The sequence below is a fragment of the Bacillus sp. FSL H8-0492 genome (genome assembly GCF_038006145.1).
Classification (GTDB): Bacteria; Bacillota; Bacilli; order Bacillales; family Bacillaceae_G; genus Bacillus_A; species Bacillus_A mycoides.
The window spans coordinates 4216057-4235284 of sequence record NZ_JBBOUP010000001.1 but is presented as its reverse complement, the minus strand read 5'-3'; the positions used below and the strand labels follow the sequence as shown (position 1 = coordinate 4235284).

The following is a 19228-nucleotide window of genomic DNA, read 5'->3' as shown; positions in this document are numbered from 1 at the left end:
ATTGGTATTAAAAGTATTTTTTTGAAAAAAATGATTTTAATGTATAAATTTTGATGTGTAATGAATCTCGCAAGTGCGAAAAAGATTGAAAAGAGAGAATGTTATGATTTTTATTTTGCGTAAAAAGTAATTCGTTCATGATACTCGCTCCTCTTAATCTACTGCTACATTAAGTTTATAATTTAATCTCAAAAGGTTCGTGAGTAAAAAGCGCAATGTTTTATTCGCATACCTCATGCTCTATTTTTTCTGAAGATCATCTTTGTTTCCGCAACTTGTAGTAGAATATGAAATTGGTATTAAAAGTATTTTATTGAAAAAAATACTTTTAATGTATAAATTTTGATGTATAATGAATCTCGCAAGGACGAAGCGTAGAAAGGAGGTGAAAAAAATGGAAGAGCTAAAAAGTGTAGTAATGACGGTAACAGATGAGGAATTACAAGAAGCAGCAGGTGCAGCAGGTTGCGGTTGGTTATGTACAGTAACGGATGATTGTCCAAATAGTGTATTTGTATGTTGCTAATTCGAGGGTTTTTATTCTGAATATTTAGAATTTATTTGTTTTTTTTATAAAATTACGTATTCTAAATTTAAGGGGGAAATAAAAATGGAAGAGTTAAAAAGCGTAGTAATGACGGTAACAGATGAAGAATTACAAGAAGCAGCAGGTGCAGCAGGTTGCGGTTGGTTATGTACAGTAACAGATGACTGCCCAAATAGCGTGTTTGTATGTTGCTAATTTGAGGTTTGCTTATTCTGGAAATTAAGATTTATTCCTATTTATTTGTAAAACCTATATATAGAAATTAAAGGAGGTGAGGGAATGGAAGAGTTGAAAAGTGTAGTAATGACAGTAACAGATGAGGAATTACAAGAAGCAGCAGGTGCAGCAGGTTGCGGTTGGTTATGTACAGTAACAGATGACTGCCCAAATAGCGTATTTGTATGTTGCTAATTTGAAGTTACTTATTATGAATCTTGCGATCATTTCATTCGAAACTATTGAACTTATATAAAATTTTAAGGGGGAAATAAAGATGGAAGAGTTAAAAAGCGTAGTAATGACAGTAACAGATGAGGAATTACAAGAAGCAGCAGGTGCAGCAGGTTGCGGTTGGTTATGTACAGTAACAGATGACTGCCCAAATAGCGTATTTGTATGTTGCTAAAATGAAATTTAATTATAAAGGCGTTTTTTGCATGCTTAAGATTCTTTTCCAGAAGGATTTTTATAAGGTGAAGCAGATTAGAGTGAATTAAGTTGAGAGAGCATATTTAGAAGATGGGATAGGATTTAAAAGAAACGCCTGTAAGAATAATATCATTAATTAGGATTAGACACTTTTAAGTCTTTGTATCTATGAAAAAGGATAAGTTTTTTATCATTTCTTCAATTATGTCTTTTCTAGAGGGGGACTTTGTACATCTTTCTCGGTTTGTCTGGATGGCTGTACATCAAAAAACACAAAAAAAAGACACTCTCAAGAGTGCCTCTCCTTAGCAGCCGAATCCGCCGCCCCAACAACTAGCTCCAACGATGATTAATAAGATAAAGAGCACAACAAGTAAGGCGAATCCACCGCCAAAACCACAGCCTCCACCACAACTACCACCATAGCCTCCACAACTACCACCATAGCCCATATTAACTCCTCCTTCCATAAAGTCCATATATTAATGGATTTATATCACTTTATGTTTTTACGGATAAACTTGAGCAGGTCCTTTTGAAAAAATAAAAGTACTCGGTATTTTAAAAGAGTTGACGAACTTATTTTTGTCACGAGTATTCCGCTTATTACATATGGTATTTTATTCTGTGCATTGGGGGAAAGGAGATCGTTATGGCTAATTCTGAGATGATATTACGTTTACTTACGGATTTAAAGATTGAGCAGCAAGCTTTAAAAGAACAGCTGGAGAAAATGCAAACAGCTTTGAGTATTCTTGAAGAAAAACCAACTATTCTTGAAGAGAAATCAGCTACTCTTCAAGAGAAACCAGTTGTTACAAAGCAACGTGGACATTCTGGGTTTCCAACATCTTTTCGTGATTGGAGAGCATCTTCTCAAAAGAACTAAGGAATCCTGTTATAGTGAGTTATACAAAATCACAAATGAAAAAGTACAGTCTACTGTAGTTAATACAGAGGCTGTACTTTTTGTTATGTTAGTATAAGTTGTGATAGGTGGTTTGTATTTTCTTTGACTATTCCACCTTTAACTCGATCCCTTCATCCAGCATATCTCCATTAATTTTCAAAGTTAATCCTTGCGTATTTTTCGGTACATCTAATGAATCGGCAGAGCGTATTGATATGTATACATCAGAAGAATCTCCATGGATGGGAAGTTCTTTTTGAGGATCCTTGTTGCTAAGTTCATCATTCTTTGTTTCTTTAGAAGTCTCCTGTTTGTTTTTCGTGTTACTGCTAGAGGCATCATGTGAACTGCAAGCGGATAATCCAAATAAGAATGTGCTACATAATAATGTTGTTAATAACTTTTTGTTCATATTGTGTTCCTCCAAAATAGAAGTACTTTTATGGGTGCCATAATGATTTGATAAATCTATATTTTTCTTTATATGTATAAAATGGTGCACCTTATTATATTGATTTTGGAATTAAAAGGAAACTTAATAAGGATTTCTCCGACTGGATACTCGTTTGCCGTTTTTTTATAAAGAGATATTTAATGATCTATAACACTCCAAACAGTTTCATCACTATCTTGGTCCCAATAAGCATATAACTCGCTTACTTTTCCTTTCGCATTGCTTGCTTGTTCATCTTCTAACCAAACTTTTTTTATGGCTGTATCAATGTTTTCGAAAATTACATTACCCATCATTAAATCCCCCGATGTTTAACATGAAAAATAAATGTAAATAAAAAAGACACTTTACAGTGTCCTTTTTATTTGAGTTATGCGCATTGCTTAATAAGACGCTAGTTCCTCAGTCTGACTATGAGTAACTATGTAGGGTGATTTAATTATAACATTTTAACCAGTAATGGGTCTATATGGAATTTGATGAGGAATTGAAAAATGATTAGTCATATTTTCCTTTGTAAAAAAAATTTCAATAATTTATTATTGCAAACGCTTACCCCTTGTGTATAATAAAGGTAAGTTAATAATTACAAGGATTGTTACTGTTCGGCAGGCAAAACCTAAATTGATCCAAGGAGGCTACAGATGTAGTTTTTTGGAATCAGTTTAGGTTTTTTTATTACCTTTTGTGACTTTAAGAAGAAGAAGGCGGAACAATATGAGAATCCATAAAATCTTAAATAACAATGTTGTTTGTACGATGAAGGATAATGAGACAGAAGTTGTACTTATGGGCAGAGGTTTGGGATTTCAGAAAAAAGTAGGCGATGCGATTGATGAATCTAAGATAGAAAAGACCTTTGTGCTAGAAACAAGAGAATTATCAGAGAAACTCGCTAGGTTGCTAACTGAAATTCCTGTAGAAAATTTAGAGATTACAGAGAGAATTATTCAGTTTGCTAAGACAGTTTTGCCTGGGACTTTAAGTGATTATATTTATCTTACATTAACGGATCACTTAAGTTTCGCTTTAATTCGGCATAAAGAAGGAATGGATCTTAAAAATACTTTGCTTTGGGAGATTAAGAGATTCTATCAGAAAGAGTTTGAAATTGGTCTACAAGCTTTGAACATCATTGAAGAAGAGACTGGGCTTAGACTTTCTGAAGATGAAGCAGGATCAATTGCACTACATTTTGTTAATGCGCAGCAAGGAGAGCCGGCGATGCAGCAAACGGTGGCGATGACGAAGATCGTCCAAGATATTTTAAATGTTGTTAAGTACCACTATAAGATGAACTTAGATGAAAATTCATTTAATTATAGTCGGTTTGTAACGCATTTACGATATTTTGCTCAGCGTTTAATGCAGAAGGAATTAAATTCGGCAGATGATGATTTTTTATATGAGCAAGTGAAAAGTAAGTATCATGAAGCATATTGTTGTACAGAAAAAATTGAAGCATACTTACGAAAAGCGCATAATAGTCATCTTTCAAAAGATGAAAAAGTGTATGTAACGTTGCACATTCATCGTGTAACGAAACGCAATGAATTATGTAATTGAATAAACGGGATTGTTACTGTTTGGCAGGCAAAACCTAAATTAATTTCTATTTGAGTGGTTAATACATATCACGCGGATAGGGTTGGTTTAGGTTTTTTCTTTTATAAATGATAAATGGGATGGTTATAAGGAGGGGAACCTATTATGAAATATGAAAAATTAGCAAAGGATATTTTGAAAAACGTAGGTGGAAAAGAAAATGTACATAGTGTTGTTCACTGTGTGACTCGCTTAAGATTTCAATTAAAGGATGAGGGGAAAGCAAATACAGAAATACTGAAAAATATGGAAGATGTTGTTACTGTTATGAAAAGCGGTGGACAGTATCAAGTTGTTATTGGAAACCATGTATCCGATGTGTATAAGGCGGTCGTTACGGTCGGGGGCTTTCAGGAAAAAGAGGAAGAAGCTGATAGTGAGAAAGGAAAGAGTAGTCTCATAGATATTCTTTCTAGCATTTTCACTCCTATTTTAGGAGTACTGGCTGCAACGGGGATGATTAAAGGTTTTAATGCACTATTTGTAGCATTAGGTTGGTTAAGTACTCAGTCAGGAACGTATCAAATATTAAATGCGGTTGGCGATTCGTTATTTTATTTCTTCCCAATCTTCCTAGGATATACAGCAAGTAAGAAATTTGGAGGATCGCCTTTCATTGGTATGGCAATTGGGGGAGCTTTAGTTTATCCAGCTTTATCAGGTTTAAAAGCAAGTGAACCATTATATACGCTATTTGCTGGAACGATGTTTGAATCACCAATTCATATTACGTTTTTAGGAATACCAGTTATTTTAATGAATTATGCATCATCTGTTATTCCAATTATTCTCGCTACTTATTTTGGATCGAAAGTAGAAAGAACGTTAAAGAAAGTTATTCCGGATGTTGTGAAAACATTTTTAGTACCGTTCTTCACATTGCTAATCGTTGTACCAGTCACATTTCTTGTTATTGGCCCAATTGCGACGTGGGCAGGACAATTTTTAGGACAGGCTACACTTTGGATTTACAACTTAAGCCCGTTAGTAGCAGGGATAGTACTTGGTGCTTTCTGGCAAGTACTCGTTATTTTCGGACTTCATTGGGGAATTGTTCCGATTGGCTTTAATAATTTAGCAGTGCACGGTATCGATCCTATATTAGCGCTCATATTCGCTACTTCATTTGCTCAAATTGGGGCTGTTCTTGGCGTTTGGATGAAAACGAAAGATCAGAAATTAAAAACGCTAAGTATTCCAGCTTTTATTTCAGGTATTTTCGGCGTTACAGAGCCGGCGATTTATGGTATTACACTTCCTCTTAAAAAGCCGTTTATTATGAGTTGTATTGCTGGAGGAATTGGCGGCGGAATACTTGGCGTATTCGGTACGCAAGCTTATATGACAGGTGGTCTTGGAATATTTGCTCTTCCAACATTTATTAGCCCTAAAGATGGGATTACAGCTGGATTTTGGGGCGCAATTATTGCAATGGTTGTTTCCTTAATACTAGGTTTTGTTCTTACTTATTTATTTGGTTCCAATAAAAAACAAACATCTACAGAAACAGCGGAAGCAATTGATAAAATAGCTGCATCAAACGATGATGAAGTAATCTTTAGTCCTTTTAACGGTGTTGTAAAGCCGCTCGAACATATTGACGATGCTGCATTTGCATCAGGTGCGTTAGGTGAAGGAGTTGCGATTGAGCCTTCAGAAGGAAAGTTGTTTTCACCGGTTTCAGGTAAGGTTTCTGCACTTTTCCCGACGAATCATGCAGTAGGAATTACAGCGGATTCAGGTGCTGAAATTTTAATCCATATTGGAATGGATACTGTAAAACTAGATGGTGAATTTTTCTCTTCACATATTGAACAAGGAGTGAGAGTAGAAAAAGGACAATTACTTATTGAGTTTAATATAGCTGAAATTCAAAAGGCGGGTTATATTGTGACAACACCAGTTGTTGTTACAAATTATGATAAATATAGCATTAAAAAAACTGAAGTAGAAAAGATTCAAGCAGGAGATTCTTTACTAGAGTTAGCAGTTAAATAATAGTTACATTTCATACAGGTTTAAACGAAGAAAGGTATTTTTTAAAAATAGTAATGCCTTTCCTCGTTAATTCTTATATAAAGGAGTTTTTCTATATGTCTAAAGTTATTTTTCCTAAAGGATTTTTATGGGGTGGAGCGATTGCAGCCAATCAAGTTGAAGGAGCATATTTAGAAGACGGGAAAGGGTTAACGACGGTGGATCTATTACCAACTGGTGAAAACCGTTGGGACATTATGAAAGGAAACATTCATTCATTTACACCGGTAGAAGGGGAGTTTTATCCATCACATGAAGCAATTGATTTTTATCATCGTTATAAAGAAGGTATTGCGCTGTTTGCAGAAATGGGATTTAAAGCGTTACGCGTATCCATTGCATGGACACGTATTTTCCCAAATGGTGATGATGAAAAGCCAAATGAAGCAGGATTAAAGTTTTATGATAATTTATTTGATGAACTGTTGAAGTATGGCATTGAACCAGTCGTTACGATGGCTCACTTTGATGTTCCTGTTCATTTAGTAGAAACGTATGGAAGCTGGAGAAGTAGAAAGCTTGTCAATTTCTTTGAGACGTATGCAAAAACGATTTTTAATAGATATAAAGATAAAGTGAAATATTGGATGACATTTAATGAAATTAATATGCTTTTACATTTACCTTTCATGGGAGCAGGGCTAGCATTTAAAGAAGGTGAGAACAAAAAACAAATTCAATATCAAGCAGCGCATCACCAACTTGTCGCAAGTGCTTTAGCTGTGAAAGCGTGTCATGAAATTATTCCAGATGCGAAGATTGGTTGTATGCTTGCTGCAGGTGCGACGTATCCATATACATGTAATCCAGATGATGTTCTACGCGCGATGGAGCAAGACCGTGAATCATTCTTCTTCATTGATGTACAAGCAAGAGGAGAATATCCTGGATATGCGAAACGATTCTTTAAAGATAATAGTTTAACGATTGAAATGGAAAAAGAAGATGAGTCCATTTTGAAAGAGTATACCGTTGATTATATTGGCTTTAGCTATTATGCTAGCAGAGCAACAAGTACGGATCCCGAAGTGTTAAAAAGTATAACGAGCGGAAATGTATTTGGTTCTGTTGAAAACCCATATCTTGAAAAATCAGAGTGGGGATGGACAATTGATCCGAAAGGCTTCCGTATTACAGCGAACCAGCTTTACGATCGTTACCAAAAACCTTTATTTGTCGTTGAAAATGGTCTTGGTGCAATTGATCAATTAAATGCTGAAGACGAAGTAAACGACGACTACCGTATTGATTACTTGCAAAAACATATGACGGAAATGTCAGAAGCAATCCAAGACGGGGTAGATATTATCGGATATACAAGCTGGGGACCGATTGATCTTGTAAGTGCCTCTACTGGAGAAATGAAAAAACGTTACGGATATATATACGTTGATAAAGATAATGAAGGAAAAGGTTCATTAAAAAGATCGAAAAAGAACAGTTTCAATTGGTATAAAGAAGTAATTGAGACGAATGGTGAGAGCCTGAAATAGTAAGTAGAAGAAGACATCAATTAAGATGTCTTCTTTTTTGTACAATGATAAGTAAAGGATGGAGCTATATTTCCCTTTACACGAACATAAAGGTATAATATAGTTTAGTTAACTTAACTAAACTAAACTAAACTACATGTTAAAACGAAAAAACAGCATGAGTGGAGGAAGAATGCTATGACTAGATCGTATAAAGAAGTAATTAATGAAATGAACCGAGCCTATAATGAATTCTACATTTTACTATTTCAGGAATTGAAAGATGAGTTCGGTCTTACAGGACAGCAAGAGAGCATGCTATTTCATATCAATTTAAATGAAAACACGACAGCAAATCACATTGCGAGCACTTTTAATATATCGAAAAGTGCTGTGAGCCAAGTTTTATCTAAATTGGAAAAACAGAAGATGATTTCGAAACAAGTAAATCCTAATAATAAACGGGAGTATTTCCTTACACTTGGTCCAAATGGTAGTAAGTATATAGAGCGGTTGTCTGAGTTAGATGATGTATTAATTGAGAAATACTTTTCTAAAATCGACATAAATGCTTTAGAGCAAATGACGGATACGTTAACGAAAATAAATAAAGTGATACTGGAAGAAAAACAGAAGGATCTTGATTGTAATGAGTAAGAATTTAGAGGGAGCAATTAGTAGAAAGGAGGAGAAGCATGTTATGAGTTACATACCAAATATGATTACGATAGCAAATTTTGTATGTGGGCTTTTGGCTATTTACGCTATTCTCGTTCACGATATGTATTTGGCAGTAGGTTTTATTATTACAGGTATGTTATTTGATTTTTTTGATGGCATGGTTGCCCGGAAACTTAATTCTGTTTCGGAAATAGGTGGGGAATTAGATTCATTTGCGGATTTAGTGACCTTTGGTGTGGCACCGTCTATTCTTGCATATAGTGTTGCTTTAAAAGATTTGCAGTCGATCGGCATGCTATGTGCGCTTGCTTACAGTATTTGCGGAATGCTTCGGCTTGCAAGATTTAATACACAGCAAAGCAAACTTCCGACATTTATCGGCATGCCAATCCCATTCGCGGCAATGTGTCTCCTCATTTTATGCTTTTTAAATAATCCAGTTTCCGTGGCGTTTGGCACATGCATACTCGCTTACTTAATGGTGAGCAAAATCAAATTCCCTCATTTTAAAAAAGATATATCGGAAAAATTGGAGTCTGAAAGATGGAATTGATGATACGTAAATACAATGAGAGAGGTAAAGGAGTGCGTCATGATTCGTATGGCACTAAGATCATTTAACATACAAATATATTGTTTGCTAGGCGTGATGTTATTGGGATGGTTTATAACACCTTTCCCAGCCCATTTTGTAGGGATAAGCATTGGCCTTTTGGTGAGCATGTACTGCGTTTGGATTTTAGGAAGACGTATTGAAAAGTTTGGAGATAGTATTGTAAAAAAAGAAAAAGCACCAATGCTTGGAATGATGAATCGATTTGCAGCCGCGATACTCGGTGCGATTATTATGTATGAAATTGAACACCATGATTTCATGTGGACATTTGCAGCTGGAATTATGGGTGGGTATTTCTTGATTATTATTAATTTAGGATATTACAGAATGAGAGATGCGAAGAAATAAAGTGTTGTGTAAATAACTAATTTGGATGACTTGAATGTATGAACCTAAAAACTTTCCTTTATGGAGAGCTTTTTATTATGAAGAAAAGACACCCATATAAGAGTGTCTTTTCCGATAGTTTTTTAGCAGAAGCAAGAAGCTCCAACAATGATCAATAAAATAAACAATACAACTAGTAAAGCAAAGCCGCCGCCACAACTACTACAACTACCACCAAATCCCATAATAGTTCCTCCTTTAATAAGAGGGGAAAACAAGGGGTCACTCATGTATTTTAACGGATTCAATTTACTTTATGTTTTTTACGCAATAATTGAGCAGGTCCTTTTGAAAATAAAGAAAAGACACCCTAAGGTGCCTTTCTCCGACTTGAACCATCTTGATTTTAATAATATTGGACTCCCGTCCAAATATTATTTTACCATGTTAAGTTGTTTTTGGAAATATGCCATATCGATAATTACAATATACGTTTTAGTTTTTAAATTATTTATCTTTCTAAAAGTTGAAATTAATAAGAACCCCATAAATGATAAACCATTCCACTAACGAAAAATACTAATCCTAAAAACAAAACAATTAAAGCAAGTACTCCATTTTGATTATGTTCCATAAAATTAGCTCCTTTTAGATTTATTTTTATTCCGCTATTTGTGGGCAGTAAAACTCCCACCTCAAAATTCAGCTGGAGCCCTGCTGCCCGTAAAAACCTGATTGGTGAAGGCTAATACTCAGTGGGGGGATGAACAAAACCCCCCCCACTGAGTAAAGTTTCACTTTATATACAAAAAAGCCTTTAGTCGTAATTATGGCTAAAGGCTTTGATCATTATACTTTTTAGTTTATAAAATTTGAAACTGAAAATGTACTAACTTGATAATGAAGCTTGGCTATTAGAATTGAAAAATTTTAGTTTTATTATAATTAAAAGAAATGAGAGTAGTGTGAAAATGAATCCGCTCCAAATAAGCTGGTGAATACCTAAGTTTGAAATGAACCAGCCTCCAATAGTTGTTCCTAAAGTAATTCCGAGATTTGAGAATGAAACGAATAGGCTATTACCAAATTCAGGTGCTTCTTTAGCTTCGCTTATTAACCATGTTTGACCAACGATTAATCCACCAGCATGTACGATTCCCCAAATGAATACGATAAAAATCATTGGAACAAGGTAGGAACCTAAATAATAAACCAATATGTAAACAATAGAATATAGAATAGGGAATGATATTACAGTGTTTATTATGCTTTTTTGCAGAAGACCACCAAATAAATGATTACCTAAAATCATAACTATACCAAATATGAATAGCATGATACTGATGAGAGATCCATTCATGGAAGTTACTTTTGCAAGGTACTCAGCGAAGTAGCTGTATACGGAAAACATGGCTGCAAAAAGGAATGTGACGGTTAAAATATTTAACCATAATCCTGGTTTGCCGAGTATACGAATTTGTTTGCCGAAAGACATTTTTTCTTTAACAGGCATAGAAGGAAGTAGGAGTAGTATTCCAATGAATGCAAGAGTGTTAACGAATGCTCCGAATAAGAAAGCCATTTCGAGTGAAAATTGGTCTGCAAGGTAAGAGGTTAGTGGTACACCTAAAGCAAAGCCAACAGTAATTCCCATGAAAACTTTTGTAACTGCTTGACCGCTCTTTTCTGGAGGGACAAGTTTAGCAGCTGTTACAAGAGCAATTGAAAAGAAGAGTGGGTGAAGTGCTGCCGGTAAAATACGAAAAATAAGCATGATTTCAAATTGTGTTGTATAAGCGTAGATTATATTTGAAATAACAAATATGAAAATTGCTGTTAATAAAATTATTTTGCGATTAATACTAGAGACGAGCAGAATTAAAAACGGACCAGAAATAGCAACAACTAGTGCAAATATACTTACTAAAAATCCAGCTTGTGTAGTTGAAATTCCAAATTTTTCAGTGATTTGTGGTAATACGCCGACAATACCCATCTCGGTAGTAATAATTCCGAACACACCTATTGCGAGTGTCAGAATAAGTAAAGGATTTACTTTTTTCATTTATAAAACTCTCCATTCGTATCAGTATTTTGAAAGTAAATTCATTAACAAAGAAGTATTATTACAAGTATGATTGGATGCCAATATTATCAGGACTATGTAATTCGAAATACAATAACAGATATCTAAATAACTAGATATGATATGTTAAAAAATTTTCTCCTTTCTATGTTTCTTGCTTTTATAGGTAGTGCAATTTTATAAAAAAATAATTGGATACCTGTAAAAAAGCAGAATGTGTGAAAGCTAATAATCAATCAATTGATATGTAGATTGATTATTAGCTTTCATTTTATAATTCGTTTTGAACGTATTCAGAAAACTCTCGTATTGTTTTTTCATTTCGGCGATAGTAGGTCCATTTTCCAATTCGGTCAGAGTCTAGTAATCCTGCCTTTTTCATTGTTAATAAATAACTAGAAATAACCGATTGGGCTAAGCCAGTTTTAAGCTGGATATCTCCTACACACACTCCAACTTGAAAGTTAAGGCCTTGCTCTAGATAAGGTTTTTCATCGAAATAGTTTTCTGGATTTTTCAACCATGATAAAATTTGACATCTTGTTTCATTTGACAATGCTTTATAAATTAATAAAGGTTCCATAAGGATATTATATCTACTTTTATAGATTTGTAAATGGGTTTTGGTGATTTTAAGGGGAGAAGGTATACGTGAGCCCCTTAAATAGGAATGAGGTGCTCTTGATCTGTACCTTTTGTAAAGGACATTCTAAAAAAGATGATTTCTGTATGCAAACAGGAGTCATCTTCTTTAAATTCTATTGATAGCAAGAGTGATTATAGTACGTCATATATTTCTTAATTTCATGTTTTAACTGAACAAACGATTCACATGATTTTATATATGTTTCATCGGTTAAAACACTACGAGGTTTTCGTGTGCAAATGATAATATTGTTAGGTTTAAGCATGTTGTTGCCTAGCTATCAATGGCGGATTCCTAAGAAGAGTAATAATAAAACCCAACTGAAGATTTAAGAAAAATTTTATGTTTACCCCATTTTTTATTTTAAAAGTTTTTCCTATCCTATAAATGAGTTACATCAAGAAGGATACTAAAAACGATAAAGTCATAGATGAAAATGTAAAGTTAGGGGATTCTGCATGGATACAGAAGTTTTGATGAGTTATTTGTATACTTATTTCTTTACTATTATTTTTTTTATTGTGTTTCAAATTGGGTTTTATTTTAAAGCGAAAAGAAATATATCTATTGGGCATTTTCTATGGGTATATGTTTTTCTATTCTACCTTTCGCTAGTATATGGGGTGACGCAAATCGCGACTGTATGGGATATAAGTAGATACGAAACGTGGATTCGTGTCAGTCAAATTAATTTGACTCTATTTGATACGGCAGGTAGTACTACGTATCTTTTGAACATTGTACTGTTTATGCCGTTCGGTTTTTTATTACCGACTATTTGGCCACAGTTTAGAAAAATGAAAAACACTGTATGTGCGGGATTCTTTTTTTCATTGGCAATTGAGTTAAATCAATTACTAAATAATAGAATTACAGATATTGATGATTTATTTACGAATACCCTCGGGGCGATTGTTGGGTATGTAATATATAGAGTTTTATTCAAAATGATATGTAAAAGAGAGGAAAAAAAGCTTGATACCAACTCTTCTCTAGTCATAAAATACGAGGCTATTTTTTGTTTAGTGTGTTCATTTGTAGGTGCGATGTTAATTTATTATCCTGGAGACCTGTAATCATCCAATGAGATACGACCTCGTTTATAAAATGATTCTAGTATTTCTTCCAATCAGCACAAGATTCTCTCTATACGTTATTAAGTTATTCAGCGGACTGTAAGATTATCAGCAATAATACTGGTGAGATTGGATTAAAGGCTGACAGTTTCTATCCAAGCTTTTCATTTATGTATGATGCGCAAGAATTATTTATTATTGGCGGGGAAGAAAAGTGGTCACATATCCATTATATAAAAAGATTTTTTCATCTTGAGCAGATTACAGATGAGCTAACTATTGATGTAAGAAAATGAATTTAATGATGATGTGTGTGTTAATTATATAAGTTTTGGATCTAAGGAATTAAAGTTAGTTGAGCAACTTTGTGTAGGGGAAGGATTATTTATATGTCACACTAAAGACCGAAAGTGATAAGGTGCTGTATAAATAACTAATTTGGATGACTTGAATGTATAAACCTAAAAACTTTCCTTTATGGAGAGTTTTTTATTACAAAGAAAAGACACCCATATAAGAGTGTCTTTTCCGATAGTTTGTTTAGCAGAAGCAAGAAGCTCCAACTATGATTAATAAAATAAACAATACTACTAATAAAGCAAAGCCGCCAGAAAATCCACAGCCGCCACAACTACCACCAAATCCCATAATAGTTCCTCCTTTAATAAGAGGGGAAAACAAGGGGTCACTCATGTATTTTAACGGATTCAATTTACTTTATGTTTTTTACGCAATAATTGAGCAGGTCCTTTTGAAAATAAAAAAAAGACACATTAAGGTGCCTTTCTCCGACTGGATAACCGCATTTCGAAACTGGTGGATAACTTGCAAATAGTATGTATGCTTCGATTTATTTACAGATACCTAAGATTTATACATTCTTCATATAAGTCAGTACTTTTGATTACTAAACGTTCAATCATCATAAGGTTTAGTTTATTGTTACCAACCACTCGCTCTAACATCCGCCTTCAACCACTTCACCCAATCCGAATCTTCTATTTTAAGCAAACTGAGCGAAACACCTTTCATATCTAAAGAAGTGAGAAGGGTACCAACCTTTACGAACTTCACATGTAAGCCTTCCAGCTCACATAAACGGCGAATATCGTTTGCGAAAATGTATTGTTCCATTAATGGTGTCGCACCGAGTCCGTTAATGAGGATGGCAAAGTTGTCACCTTTTCTCCAGCGATAAATGCTTTTTAGTTTGTTCATAAGTTCAATCGCTAATATTTCAGAAGAGGATAGTGCTTCTTTGCGGTAACCTTTTTCGCCATGAATACCAACGCCGTAAAAGACTTCATCGTCGTTTAATGTGAATGAAGCTTTTCCTTGTACTGGATCGTTTGCAGGTGAAAGGGCGACTCCTAATGTGTGTAAGTTTTGGATGACAGCTTGTCCAAGTGTTGTTAGTTCTTCTAAAGAATGACCGCTCTCAGCGGCCGCGCCTACTATTTTTTGAACGAAAACAGTGCCCGCTACGCCGCGTCTTCTTTTATTAAAGGAAGTATCATCTTCAATTGAAACGTCGTCATTTACGATGATGTGGTCAATTTGTCTTCCTTCTTCTTTTGCGATTTGTTCTGCAGCTAAAAAGTTTTCTACGTCATCTTTAAAGTTTTTTATGATGAATAAAATACTTTTATCTTTTGGCATGAGGCGAGTTGCCGCAATAATTTGTTCCACTGTAGGCGGAGTGAAGATACTGCCGTTTACTGCCGCCATAAGCATTCCGTTTCCTACATAGCCAATATCAGCTGGTTCGTGTCCGCTACCACCGCCGCTTATAATAGCGACGTCTTGCTTCAGTCTTTCGATATCTTTTACATAAATGATGTTATTTGTTTCGTCGTAATTTACTTTGTCGTTATGTTCAAAATAAAAGCCATGCAGCATATCTTGAACAATATTTTGTACATCATTCATAATCTTTTTCATTGCTTTTTCCACCCTTTAATTACTTTGCTGATTGCTCGAGTAAAAGTAGTAATTGATTGTTTATCATATTTTTCATGAGAGAAGACATAATGGACGGATCTACTTCACATTTACTTTCAATCCAATCTTTTATCGTCCCAACGAAGCCGTGACTATAAAAAGAGGCAATCGTATTTTTTGTCTCATTCGAAAGGCTGAATCCACAGCTCATCGATAGTTCATCAATAATCTTCATATATAAGTTTTTCGTATGCTCAAATAAATAGTGATTAAACGAGTTTTGCTCAATGACTTTAAATGCATTTCGGTAAAATTTTTGATTTTCGTAAAAGTAATCAAATAATAAATCGAAAATGTTTTCCCATGTTTCATAATCAAGAAAGTCTATAATATTTTCTTTCGTTTCTTCTTTATAAATCCAGCTTAATAGTTCGAATTTATCTTTAAAATGATAGTAAAAAGTTTGCCTGCGCATTTGACAGTGTAACATAATATCGCTCACTGATATTTTATGAAACGATTCTGTTTCCATTAAATGTTTCAATGAGTTCGCGATTATCTTTTTAGAAATTATAGAAGAGGTCATCTGAATCATCCCTAGAATGTTAGTAATATAAAAATCCTATCTATAAATGAGAGCGGTGTCTTTAGACAGATTGTCCATTTTGTCCGTTTACTATAAAACGCTTTCATTTTAACATGAGTAGTAAGAAGAAGATTTCAAATATATCACAATATATTAAAGGAATTGAGGGAGAATCACAATGAAAAAAATTATAAACAAACCAGAAACATTAGTAATGGAAATGTGCAACGGAATGGTTATGGCTCATCCAGAGCTTGAGTTTTTGAAAAAATATAAATTTATTAAGAAGAAAGAAATGAATGAAAATAAAGTAACGTTAATTAGTGGCGGCGGTAGTGGTCATGAGCCAGCGCATGCAGGTCTAGTCGGAAAAGGAATGCTGGATGCAGCAGTGTGCGGAGATGTGTTTGCTTCTCCTTCACAAATTCAGGTATATCAGGCGATTAAAGAGACAGCTAGTAAAAAAGGTACGTTATTAATTATTAAAAATTATAGCGGCGATATTATGAATTTCAAAAACGGTGCACATTTAGCGACTGAAGATGGAATTGAAGTCGACTACGTAAAAGTAGACGATGATATTGCGGTAGAAGATAGTTTGTATACAGTAGGACGCCGCGGCGTTGCTGGAGTTATTTTAGTACATAAAATTGCCGGCGCAGCAGCGGAAGCAGGAATGGATTTAGGAGCGGTGAAAGCTGTAGCGGAAAAAGCAGCGGCTAACGTGCGTACAATCGGTTTAGCATTAACTTCTTGTACAGTTCCAGCGAGCGGATCACCTACTTTTACACTTGCGGAAGATGAAATGGAATACGGCGTAGGTATTCACGGTGAACCAGGTATTAAACGTGAAAAAACGCTGTCAGCAGATGAATTAGCTAACCGTATGACAAATGATTTAATAAAAGATTTAGGAGTAAAAGATGGCGAGGAAATTGCACTTCTTGTAAATGGTTTTGGCGGCACACCACTGCAAGAACTATACTTATTTAACAACGCAGTTACGAGAGAATTAGCTGCTAGAAACATTAAAATTAATAGAGTATTCGTCGGTAATTATATGACGAGTATCGATATGGCTGGTATGTCTTTAACAGTGATGAAGTTAGATGACGAGCTAAAAACGTTATTATCGAAAGAGTGTAATACACCTGCATTTAAAGTAGATGGACCAGTTGAGAGTGTAGAGTACGTGAATGTGCTTGAAGATGTAGAAGAGACGGAAGTTTCATTTGAACTAGAAACAGCGGAAGAGCACGCTGTTATTAAAGATAATGTCATTACATTAAATAACATGATTTATCTCGTTGATAAAATGAGTGACATTATTATTAAAAATGAAGTACCGTTCTGTGAGTTAGATACACATGCAGGTGACGGCGACTTCGGAATGAGTGTGGCAAAAGGATTTAAGCAATTAAAACGTGAGTGGCATTCTATTGTAGAACAAGAAAATGTAACGATCGGATCATTCCTTGACGGTTGTTCAATGATTATTATGGAACATTGCGGCGGGGCTTCTGGTCCAATTTGGGGCGGAGCATTCCGCACAGCTAGTAAAGCAGCAGGCGAGAAACGTGAATTAACAGCCAACGAGTTCGCTGAAATATTGCAAGCGGCACTTCACGGCATACAATCTATCGGTGAAAGATCGTTCGGTAGAGGAGCGGTAGTTGGTGATAAAACACTTGTTGATGCACTTGCTCCATGTGTAGACTCTTGGTTAAATAGCGCTTCAAACGAAGAAGATATGAAAACTGCCTTTGAAAAAGGAGCAGAAGCAGCGGTTAAAGGAGCAGAGTATACGAAAGAAATCGTCGCTCGCATGGGCCGCGCCGGTACAGTTGGTGAAAGAAGTTTAGGCTATCCTGATGCAGGTGCACATGCGCTTGGAGTTATCTTTACGGAGATTGCGGATAGTTTGAAATAGGAATTAGAAAGTCCCTCTGCCTTAAGGCGAGGGACTTTTGTATATTCTTCATTTGTATCTATATCAAATTTTTCATTGCTTTTTGCTTATTTGAGACTTAGTTTTTTTGTGATTGCAGCTTATCGATTTTCCAGTGTGCTCCTAGAGGATCTAAAGAGCTTTCAATATAAAACATATATTCATCTGCGGTACTTGGTACTTCAAAAGCTATTTTTAATTCTACCGTTTCATTTGGTTTAACTTGTATATCAGAAGGGTTTTGATCAAGCACCTTTCCTTCATAGGCCTTTCCGTCTTTTTCATCTTTTAAGTTATATTTTAATTCTGATAGTCCAATCGTTTGACCTCGTACATTTTTTACAGAGACATTAACAACGACGGAATCGTTACTAGCATTTAAATATGCATTTTGAACGGCGGTCAAGTAATAGCCTCCCTTAACACTCTCACCAACTAATAAAATACCTTGTTCCAAGCGGCTCATATCTTCTTTTTCTTCAAAATTTATTAATTCTTCATTTTCATTTTTTACGGTTGGTTCTTCTATTGGACCATTTTCAACGGCACTATCTTTTTTATCTTGTGTGCAAGCAGCCGTAACACTGACTAATACTAGAATTAAAGTAAGTAATATGAATAATTTCCTCATAAAATTTATCTGTCTCCTTAAGTTTCTCAATTTTGTTCAGCTATACATATAAGATTAACATAATGTCTCATTATTGGATCAAAATAGGGGGTATTTTAGACACCTTATTCTTTTTACTTTTAATATACATTCGGTTGGTTCTCACGATATTTTTTAATCTTTTAAATCATTGTCTTAGTAATACCAAGGGTTATTATAGATATATTAATCATATAATTTGTCCCTATCAAAATGAACGTTTCTTGCATCTAATATATTGTAAATATATTTTATTTTGAAAGGATGTGATTATATGGCTCATAAATCTACTGGAGTGTTTCGAGTTCCAGTTTCTGAAAATGGGATTATTCCAACTGCTCTCAACATTATGTTAAACAATGATTCAGGCTGTCATACTAGTAATGTAACGATAAGTGTTAAGAGAAGTCGAAACATTTCTTTCCCGACTCAAAATGAGTTAGTTGAAATCTCTCGTACGTTTGTTTCTTTAGAACCAAACAGAACAACTAAGATTGTGTTGTTTACGCCAGAATTCGAAATAGAAGATTTTCTTGATGTCATCGTTAGTGGAAATAAAGATGATGTTAAGGATGTTCTTGTATATTCTTTCTTAGCAGATTCAGCAGGTCACAATCTGCCATCTACTGTTTTCAGAAATGCAGAATACACTTTTGCATGCTGACACCGTGATGATGTATTCTTTACTGTCATATATCTGAAGGGAAATGTTAAATAGGAGTCGATTTAACTTTTATTTGGGTTCTCCAAAGAAGTCTGCTTTAGCTAAATAAACAAGAAATTTAGTGTCTATTATTCCGAAAACAACTTTACAGAGGAACGGATTTTTCCTAGTGAAGCAGTACCTATAGATGAAAGTACCCAATATTCCAATTCTAAAGGTAGGCGAAATGCTTGAATGCTACTATCATTGTTTTTTTATTAATATGATTGGTGTATTTACTCTAGTTGTAGCGAAATCGTCCGTTGTTATCATTCCTACTGTATCATTAATAAACA

At 34.7% G+C, this 19228-nt stretch carries 24 protein-coding genes and 3 pseudogenes; 15 read left to right on the top strand and 12 right to left on the bottom strand.

Annotated features, from left to right (window positions below):
- Nucleotides 1–394 precede the first annotated feature (394 nt).
- From MHH66_RS21760 to MHH66_RS21745, 4 genes are all read left to right on the top strand, one after another.
- Nucleotides 395–526, top strand: a complete 132-nt coding sequence (locus tag MHH66_RS21760) for a type A2 lanthipeptide (protein WP_060489082.1) — start codon at nt 395–397, stop codon at nt 524–526.
- 84 nt (nt 527–610) lie between these two features.
- Nucleotides 611–742 (top strand): type A2 lanthipeptide, encoded by a 132-nt coding sequence (locus MHH66_RS21755; protein ID WP_060489082.1) that lies wholly within the window; start codon nt 611–613, stop codon nt 740–742.
- 84 nt (nt 743–826) lie between these two features.
- A complete protein-coding gene (locus MHH66_RS21750) occupies nt 827–958 on the top strand; it encodes a type A2 lanthipeptide (RefSeq protein WP_060489082.1) in 132 nt (43 codons plus the stop codon).
- Between the two features lie 82 nt (nt 959–1040).
- Entirely contained in the window at nt 1041–1172 is a 132-nt protein-coding gene (locus MHH66_RS21745) for a type A2 lanthipeptide (protein ID WP_060489082.1), read from the top strand.
- A gap of 328 nt (nt 1173–1500) precedes the next feature.
- Here MHH66_RS21745 and MHH66_RS21740 read toward each other — a convergent pair whose 3' ends face one another.
- Complete coding sequence (locus MHH66_RS21740; protein ID WP_000540380.1) at nt 1501–1647, bottom strand: YjcZ family sporulation protein; 147 nt, start codon at nt 1645–1647, stop codon at nt 1501–1503.
- A gap of 200 nt (nt 1648–1847) precedes the next feature.
- Between MHH66_RS21740 and MHH66_RS21735 the strand changes: the two genes are divergently transcribed.
- Nucleotides 1848–2084 (top strand): hypothetical protein, encoded by a 237-nt coding sequence (locus tag MHH66_RS21735; protein WP_002134711.1) that lies wholly within the window; start codon nt 1848–1850, stop codon nt 2082–2084.
- 127 nt (nt 2085–2211) lie between these two features.
- Here the strand turns inward: MHH66_RS21735 and MHH66_RS21730 are convergent, their stop codons facing one another.
- Nucleotides 2212–2517 carry a hypothetical protein gene (locus MHH66_RS21730; RefSeq protein ID WP_078184581.1) on the bottom strand — a complete coding sequence of 102 codons (306 nt, stop codon included), beginning with the start codon at nt 2515–2517 and terminating at the stop codon, nt 2212–2214.
- A gap of 179 nt (nt 2518–2696) precedes the next feature.
- Nucleotides 2697–2852, bottom strand: coding sequence for a hypothetical protein (locus MHH66_RS21725; protein WP_165689460.1), 156 nt, complete (start codon nt 2850–2852; stop codon nt 2697–2699).
- Between the two features lie 424 nt (nt 2853–3276).
- Between MHH66_RS21725 and licT the strand changes: the two genes are divergently transcribed.
- The 6 genes from licT to MHH66_RS21695 all read left to right on the top strand — a co-directional run bounded on the left by licT (nt 3277) and on the right by MHH66_RS21695 (nt 9318).
- On the top strand, nt 3277–4125 hold the full coding sequence (gene licT / locus MHH66_RS21720) for a BglG family transcription antiterminator LicT (RefSeq protein WP_078184582.1): 849 nt from the start codon (nt 3277–3279) through the stop codon (nt 4123–4125).
- Between the two features lie 144 nt (nt 4126–4269).
- Nucleotides 4270–6162: a beta-glucoside-specific PTS transporter subunit IIABC gene (locus MHH66_RS21715; RefSeq protein ID WP_078184583.1), complete on the top strand. Its 1893-nt coding sequence runs from the start codon at nt 4270–4272 to the stop codon at nt 6160–6162.
- A gap of 95 nt (nt 6163–6257) precedes the next feature.
- Complete coding sequence (locus MHH66_RS21710; protein ID WP_078184584.1) at nt 6258–7694, top strand: 6-phospho-beta-glucosidase; 1437 nt, start codon at nt 6258–6260, stop codon at nt 7692–7694.
- Between the two features lie 177 nt (nt 7695–7871).
- Nucleotides 7872–8330, top strand: a complete 459-nt coding sequence (locus MHH66_RS21705) for a MarR family winged helix-turn-helix transcriptional regulator (RefSeq protein WP_078184585.1) — start codon at nt 7872–7874, stop codon at nt 8328–8330.
- The gene (pssA, locus tag MHH66_RS21700) at nt 8323–8907 is read left to right on the top strand and encodes a CDP-diacylglycerol--serine O-phosphatidyltransferase (protein WP_078184586.1); all 585 of its coding nucleotides are present in this window, start codon (nt 8323–8325) and stop codon (nt 8905–8907) included. The genes MHH66_RS21705 and pssA overlap by 8 nt, the downstream gene beginning before the upstream one ends.
- A 39-nt stretch (nt 8908–8946) precedes the next feature.
- A complete protein-coding gene (locus MHH66_RS21695; RefSeq protein WP_078184587.1) occupies nt 8947–9318 on the top strand; it encodes an ATP synthase subunit I in 372 nt (123 codons plus the stop codon).
- Between the two features lie 122 nt (nt 9319–9440).
- On the opposite strand, the gene MHH66_RS21690 is transcribed toward MHH66_RS21695, so the two are convergent.
- From MHH66_RS21690 to MHH66_RS21675, 4 genes and pseudogenes are all read right to left on the bottom strand, one after another.
- Nucleotides 9441–9542 (bottom strand): YjcZ family sporulation protein, encoded by a 102-nt coding sequence (locus MHH66_RS21690; protein ID WP_000505688.1) that lies wholly within the window; start codon nt 9540–9542, stop codon nt 9441–9443.
- 644 nt (nt 9543–10186) lie between these two features.
- Nucleotides 10187–11362: an MFS transporter gene (locus MHH66_RS21685; protein WP_078184588.1), complete on the bottom strand. Its 1176-nt coding sequence runs from the start codon at nt 11360–11362 to the stop codon at nt 10187–10189.
- A gap of 292 nt (nt 11363–11654) precedes the next feature.
- Nucleotides 11655–11966, bottom strand: coding sequence for an ArsR/SmtB family transcription factor (locus MHH66_RS21680; RefSeq protein WP_000433545.1), 312 nt, complete (start codon nt 11964–11966; stop codon nt 11655–11657).
- A 175-nt stretch (nt 11967–12141) separates the two neighbouring features.
- Nucleotides 12142–12243 (bottom strand): annotated as a pseudogene (locus MHH66_RS21675) (TetR family transcriptional regulator); the annotation flags it as partial.
- Nucleotides 12244–12487: 244 nt separating this feature from the next.
- On the opposite strand from MHH66_RS21675, the gene MHH66_RS21670 reads away from it, so the two are divergent.
- Together MHH66_RS21670 and MHH66_RS21665 are read left to right on the top strand one after the other, a co-directional pair.
- Entirely contained in the window at nt 12488–13105 is a 618-nt protein-coding gene (locus tag MHH66_RS21670) for a VanZ family protein (protein ID WP_064774543.1), read from the top strand.
- Between the two features lie 41 nt (nt 13106–13146).
- Nucleotides 13147–13401 (top strand): annotated as a pseudogene (locus MHH66_RS21665) (hypothetical protein); the annotation flags it as partial.
- 244 nt (nt 13402–13645) lie between these two features.
- On the opposite strand, the gene MHH66_RS21660 reads toward MHH66_RS21665, so the two are convergent.
- The 3 genes from MHH66_RS21660 to dhaS form a co-directional block, all read right to left on the bottom strand.
- Nucleotides 13646–13753 carry a YjcZ family sporulation protein gene (locus tag MHH66_RS21660; protein ID WP_000505673.1) on the bottom strand — a complete coding sequence of 36 codons (108 nt, stop codon included), beginning with the start codon at nt 13751–13753 and terminating at the stop codon, nt 13646–13648.
- Between the two features lie 294 nt (nt 13754–14047).
- A complete protein-coding gene (gene dhaQ / locus MHH66_RS21655) occupies nt 14048–15046 on the bottom strand; it encodes a DhaKLM operon coactivator DhaQ (protein WP_078184590.1) in 999 nt (332 codons plus the stop codon).
- Between the two features lie 19 nt (nt 15047–15065).
- Complete coding sequence (gene dhaS / locus MHH66_RS21650) at nt 15066–15632, bottom strand: dihydroxyacetone kinase transcriptional activator DhaS (protein WP_078184591.1); 567 nt, start codon at nt 15630–15632, stop codon at nt 15066–15068.
- 178 nt (nt 15633–15810) lie between these two features.
- Between dhaS and dhaK the strand changes: the two genes are divergently transcribed.
- Nucleotides 15811–17562 (top strand): dihydroxyacetone kinase subunit DhaK, encoded by a 1752-nt coding sequence (gene dhaK, locus MHH66_RS21645; RefSeq protein WP_078184592.1) that lies wholly within the window; start codon nt 15811–15813, stop codon nt 17560–17562.
- A 97-nt stretch (nt 17563–17659) separates the two neighbouring features.
- Here dhaK and MHH66_RS21640 read toward each other — a convergent pair whose 3' ends face one another.
- Nucleotides 17660–18211, bottom strand: coding sequence for a DUF4352 domain-containing protein (locus MHH66_RS21640; protein WP_078184593.1), 552 nt, complete (start codon nt 18209–18211; stop codon nt 17660–17662).
- 292 nt (nt 18212–18503) lie between these two features.
- Between MHH66_RS21640 and MHH66_RS21635 the strand changes: the two genes are divergently transcribed.
- Nucleotides 18504–18893: a hypothetical protein gene (locus MHH66_RS21635; protein ID WP_078184594.1), complete on the top strand. Its 390-nt coding sequence runs from the start codon at nt 18504–18506 to the stop codon at nt 18891–18893.
- Nucleotides 18894–18962: 69 nt separating this feature from the next.
- Here the strand turns inward: MHH66_RS21635 and MHH66_RS21630 are convergent.
- Nucleotides 18963–19220: pseudogene (locus tag MHH66_RS21630) on the bottom strand (hypothetical protein); the annotation flags it as partial.
- Nucleotides 19221–19228 lie beyond the last annotated feature (8 nt).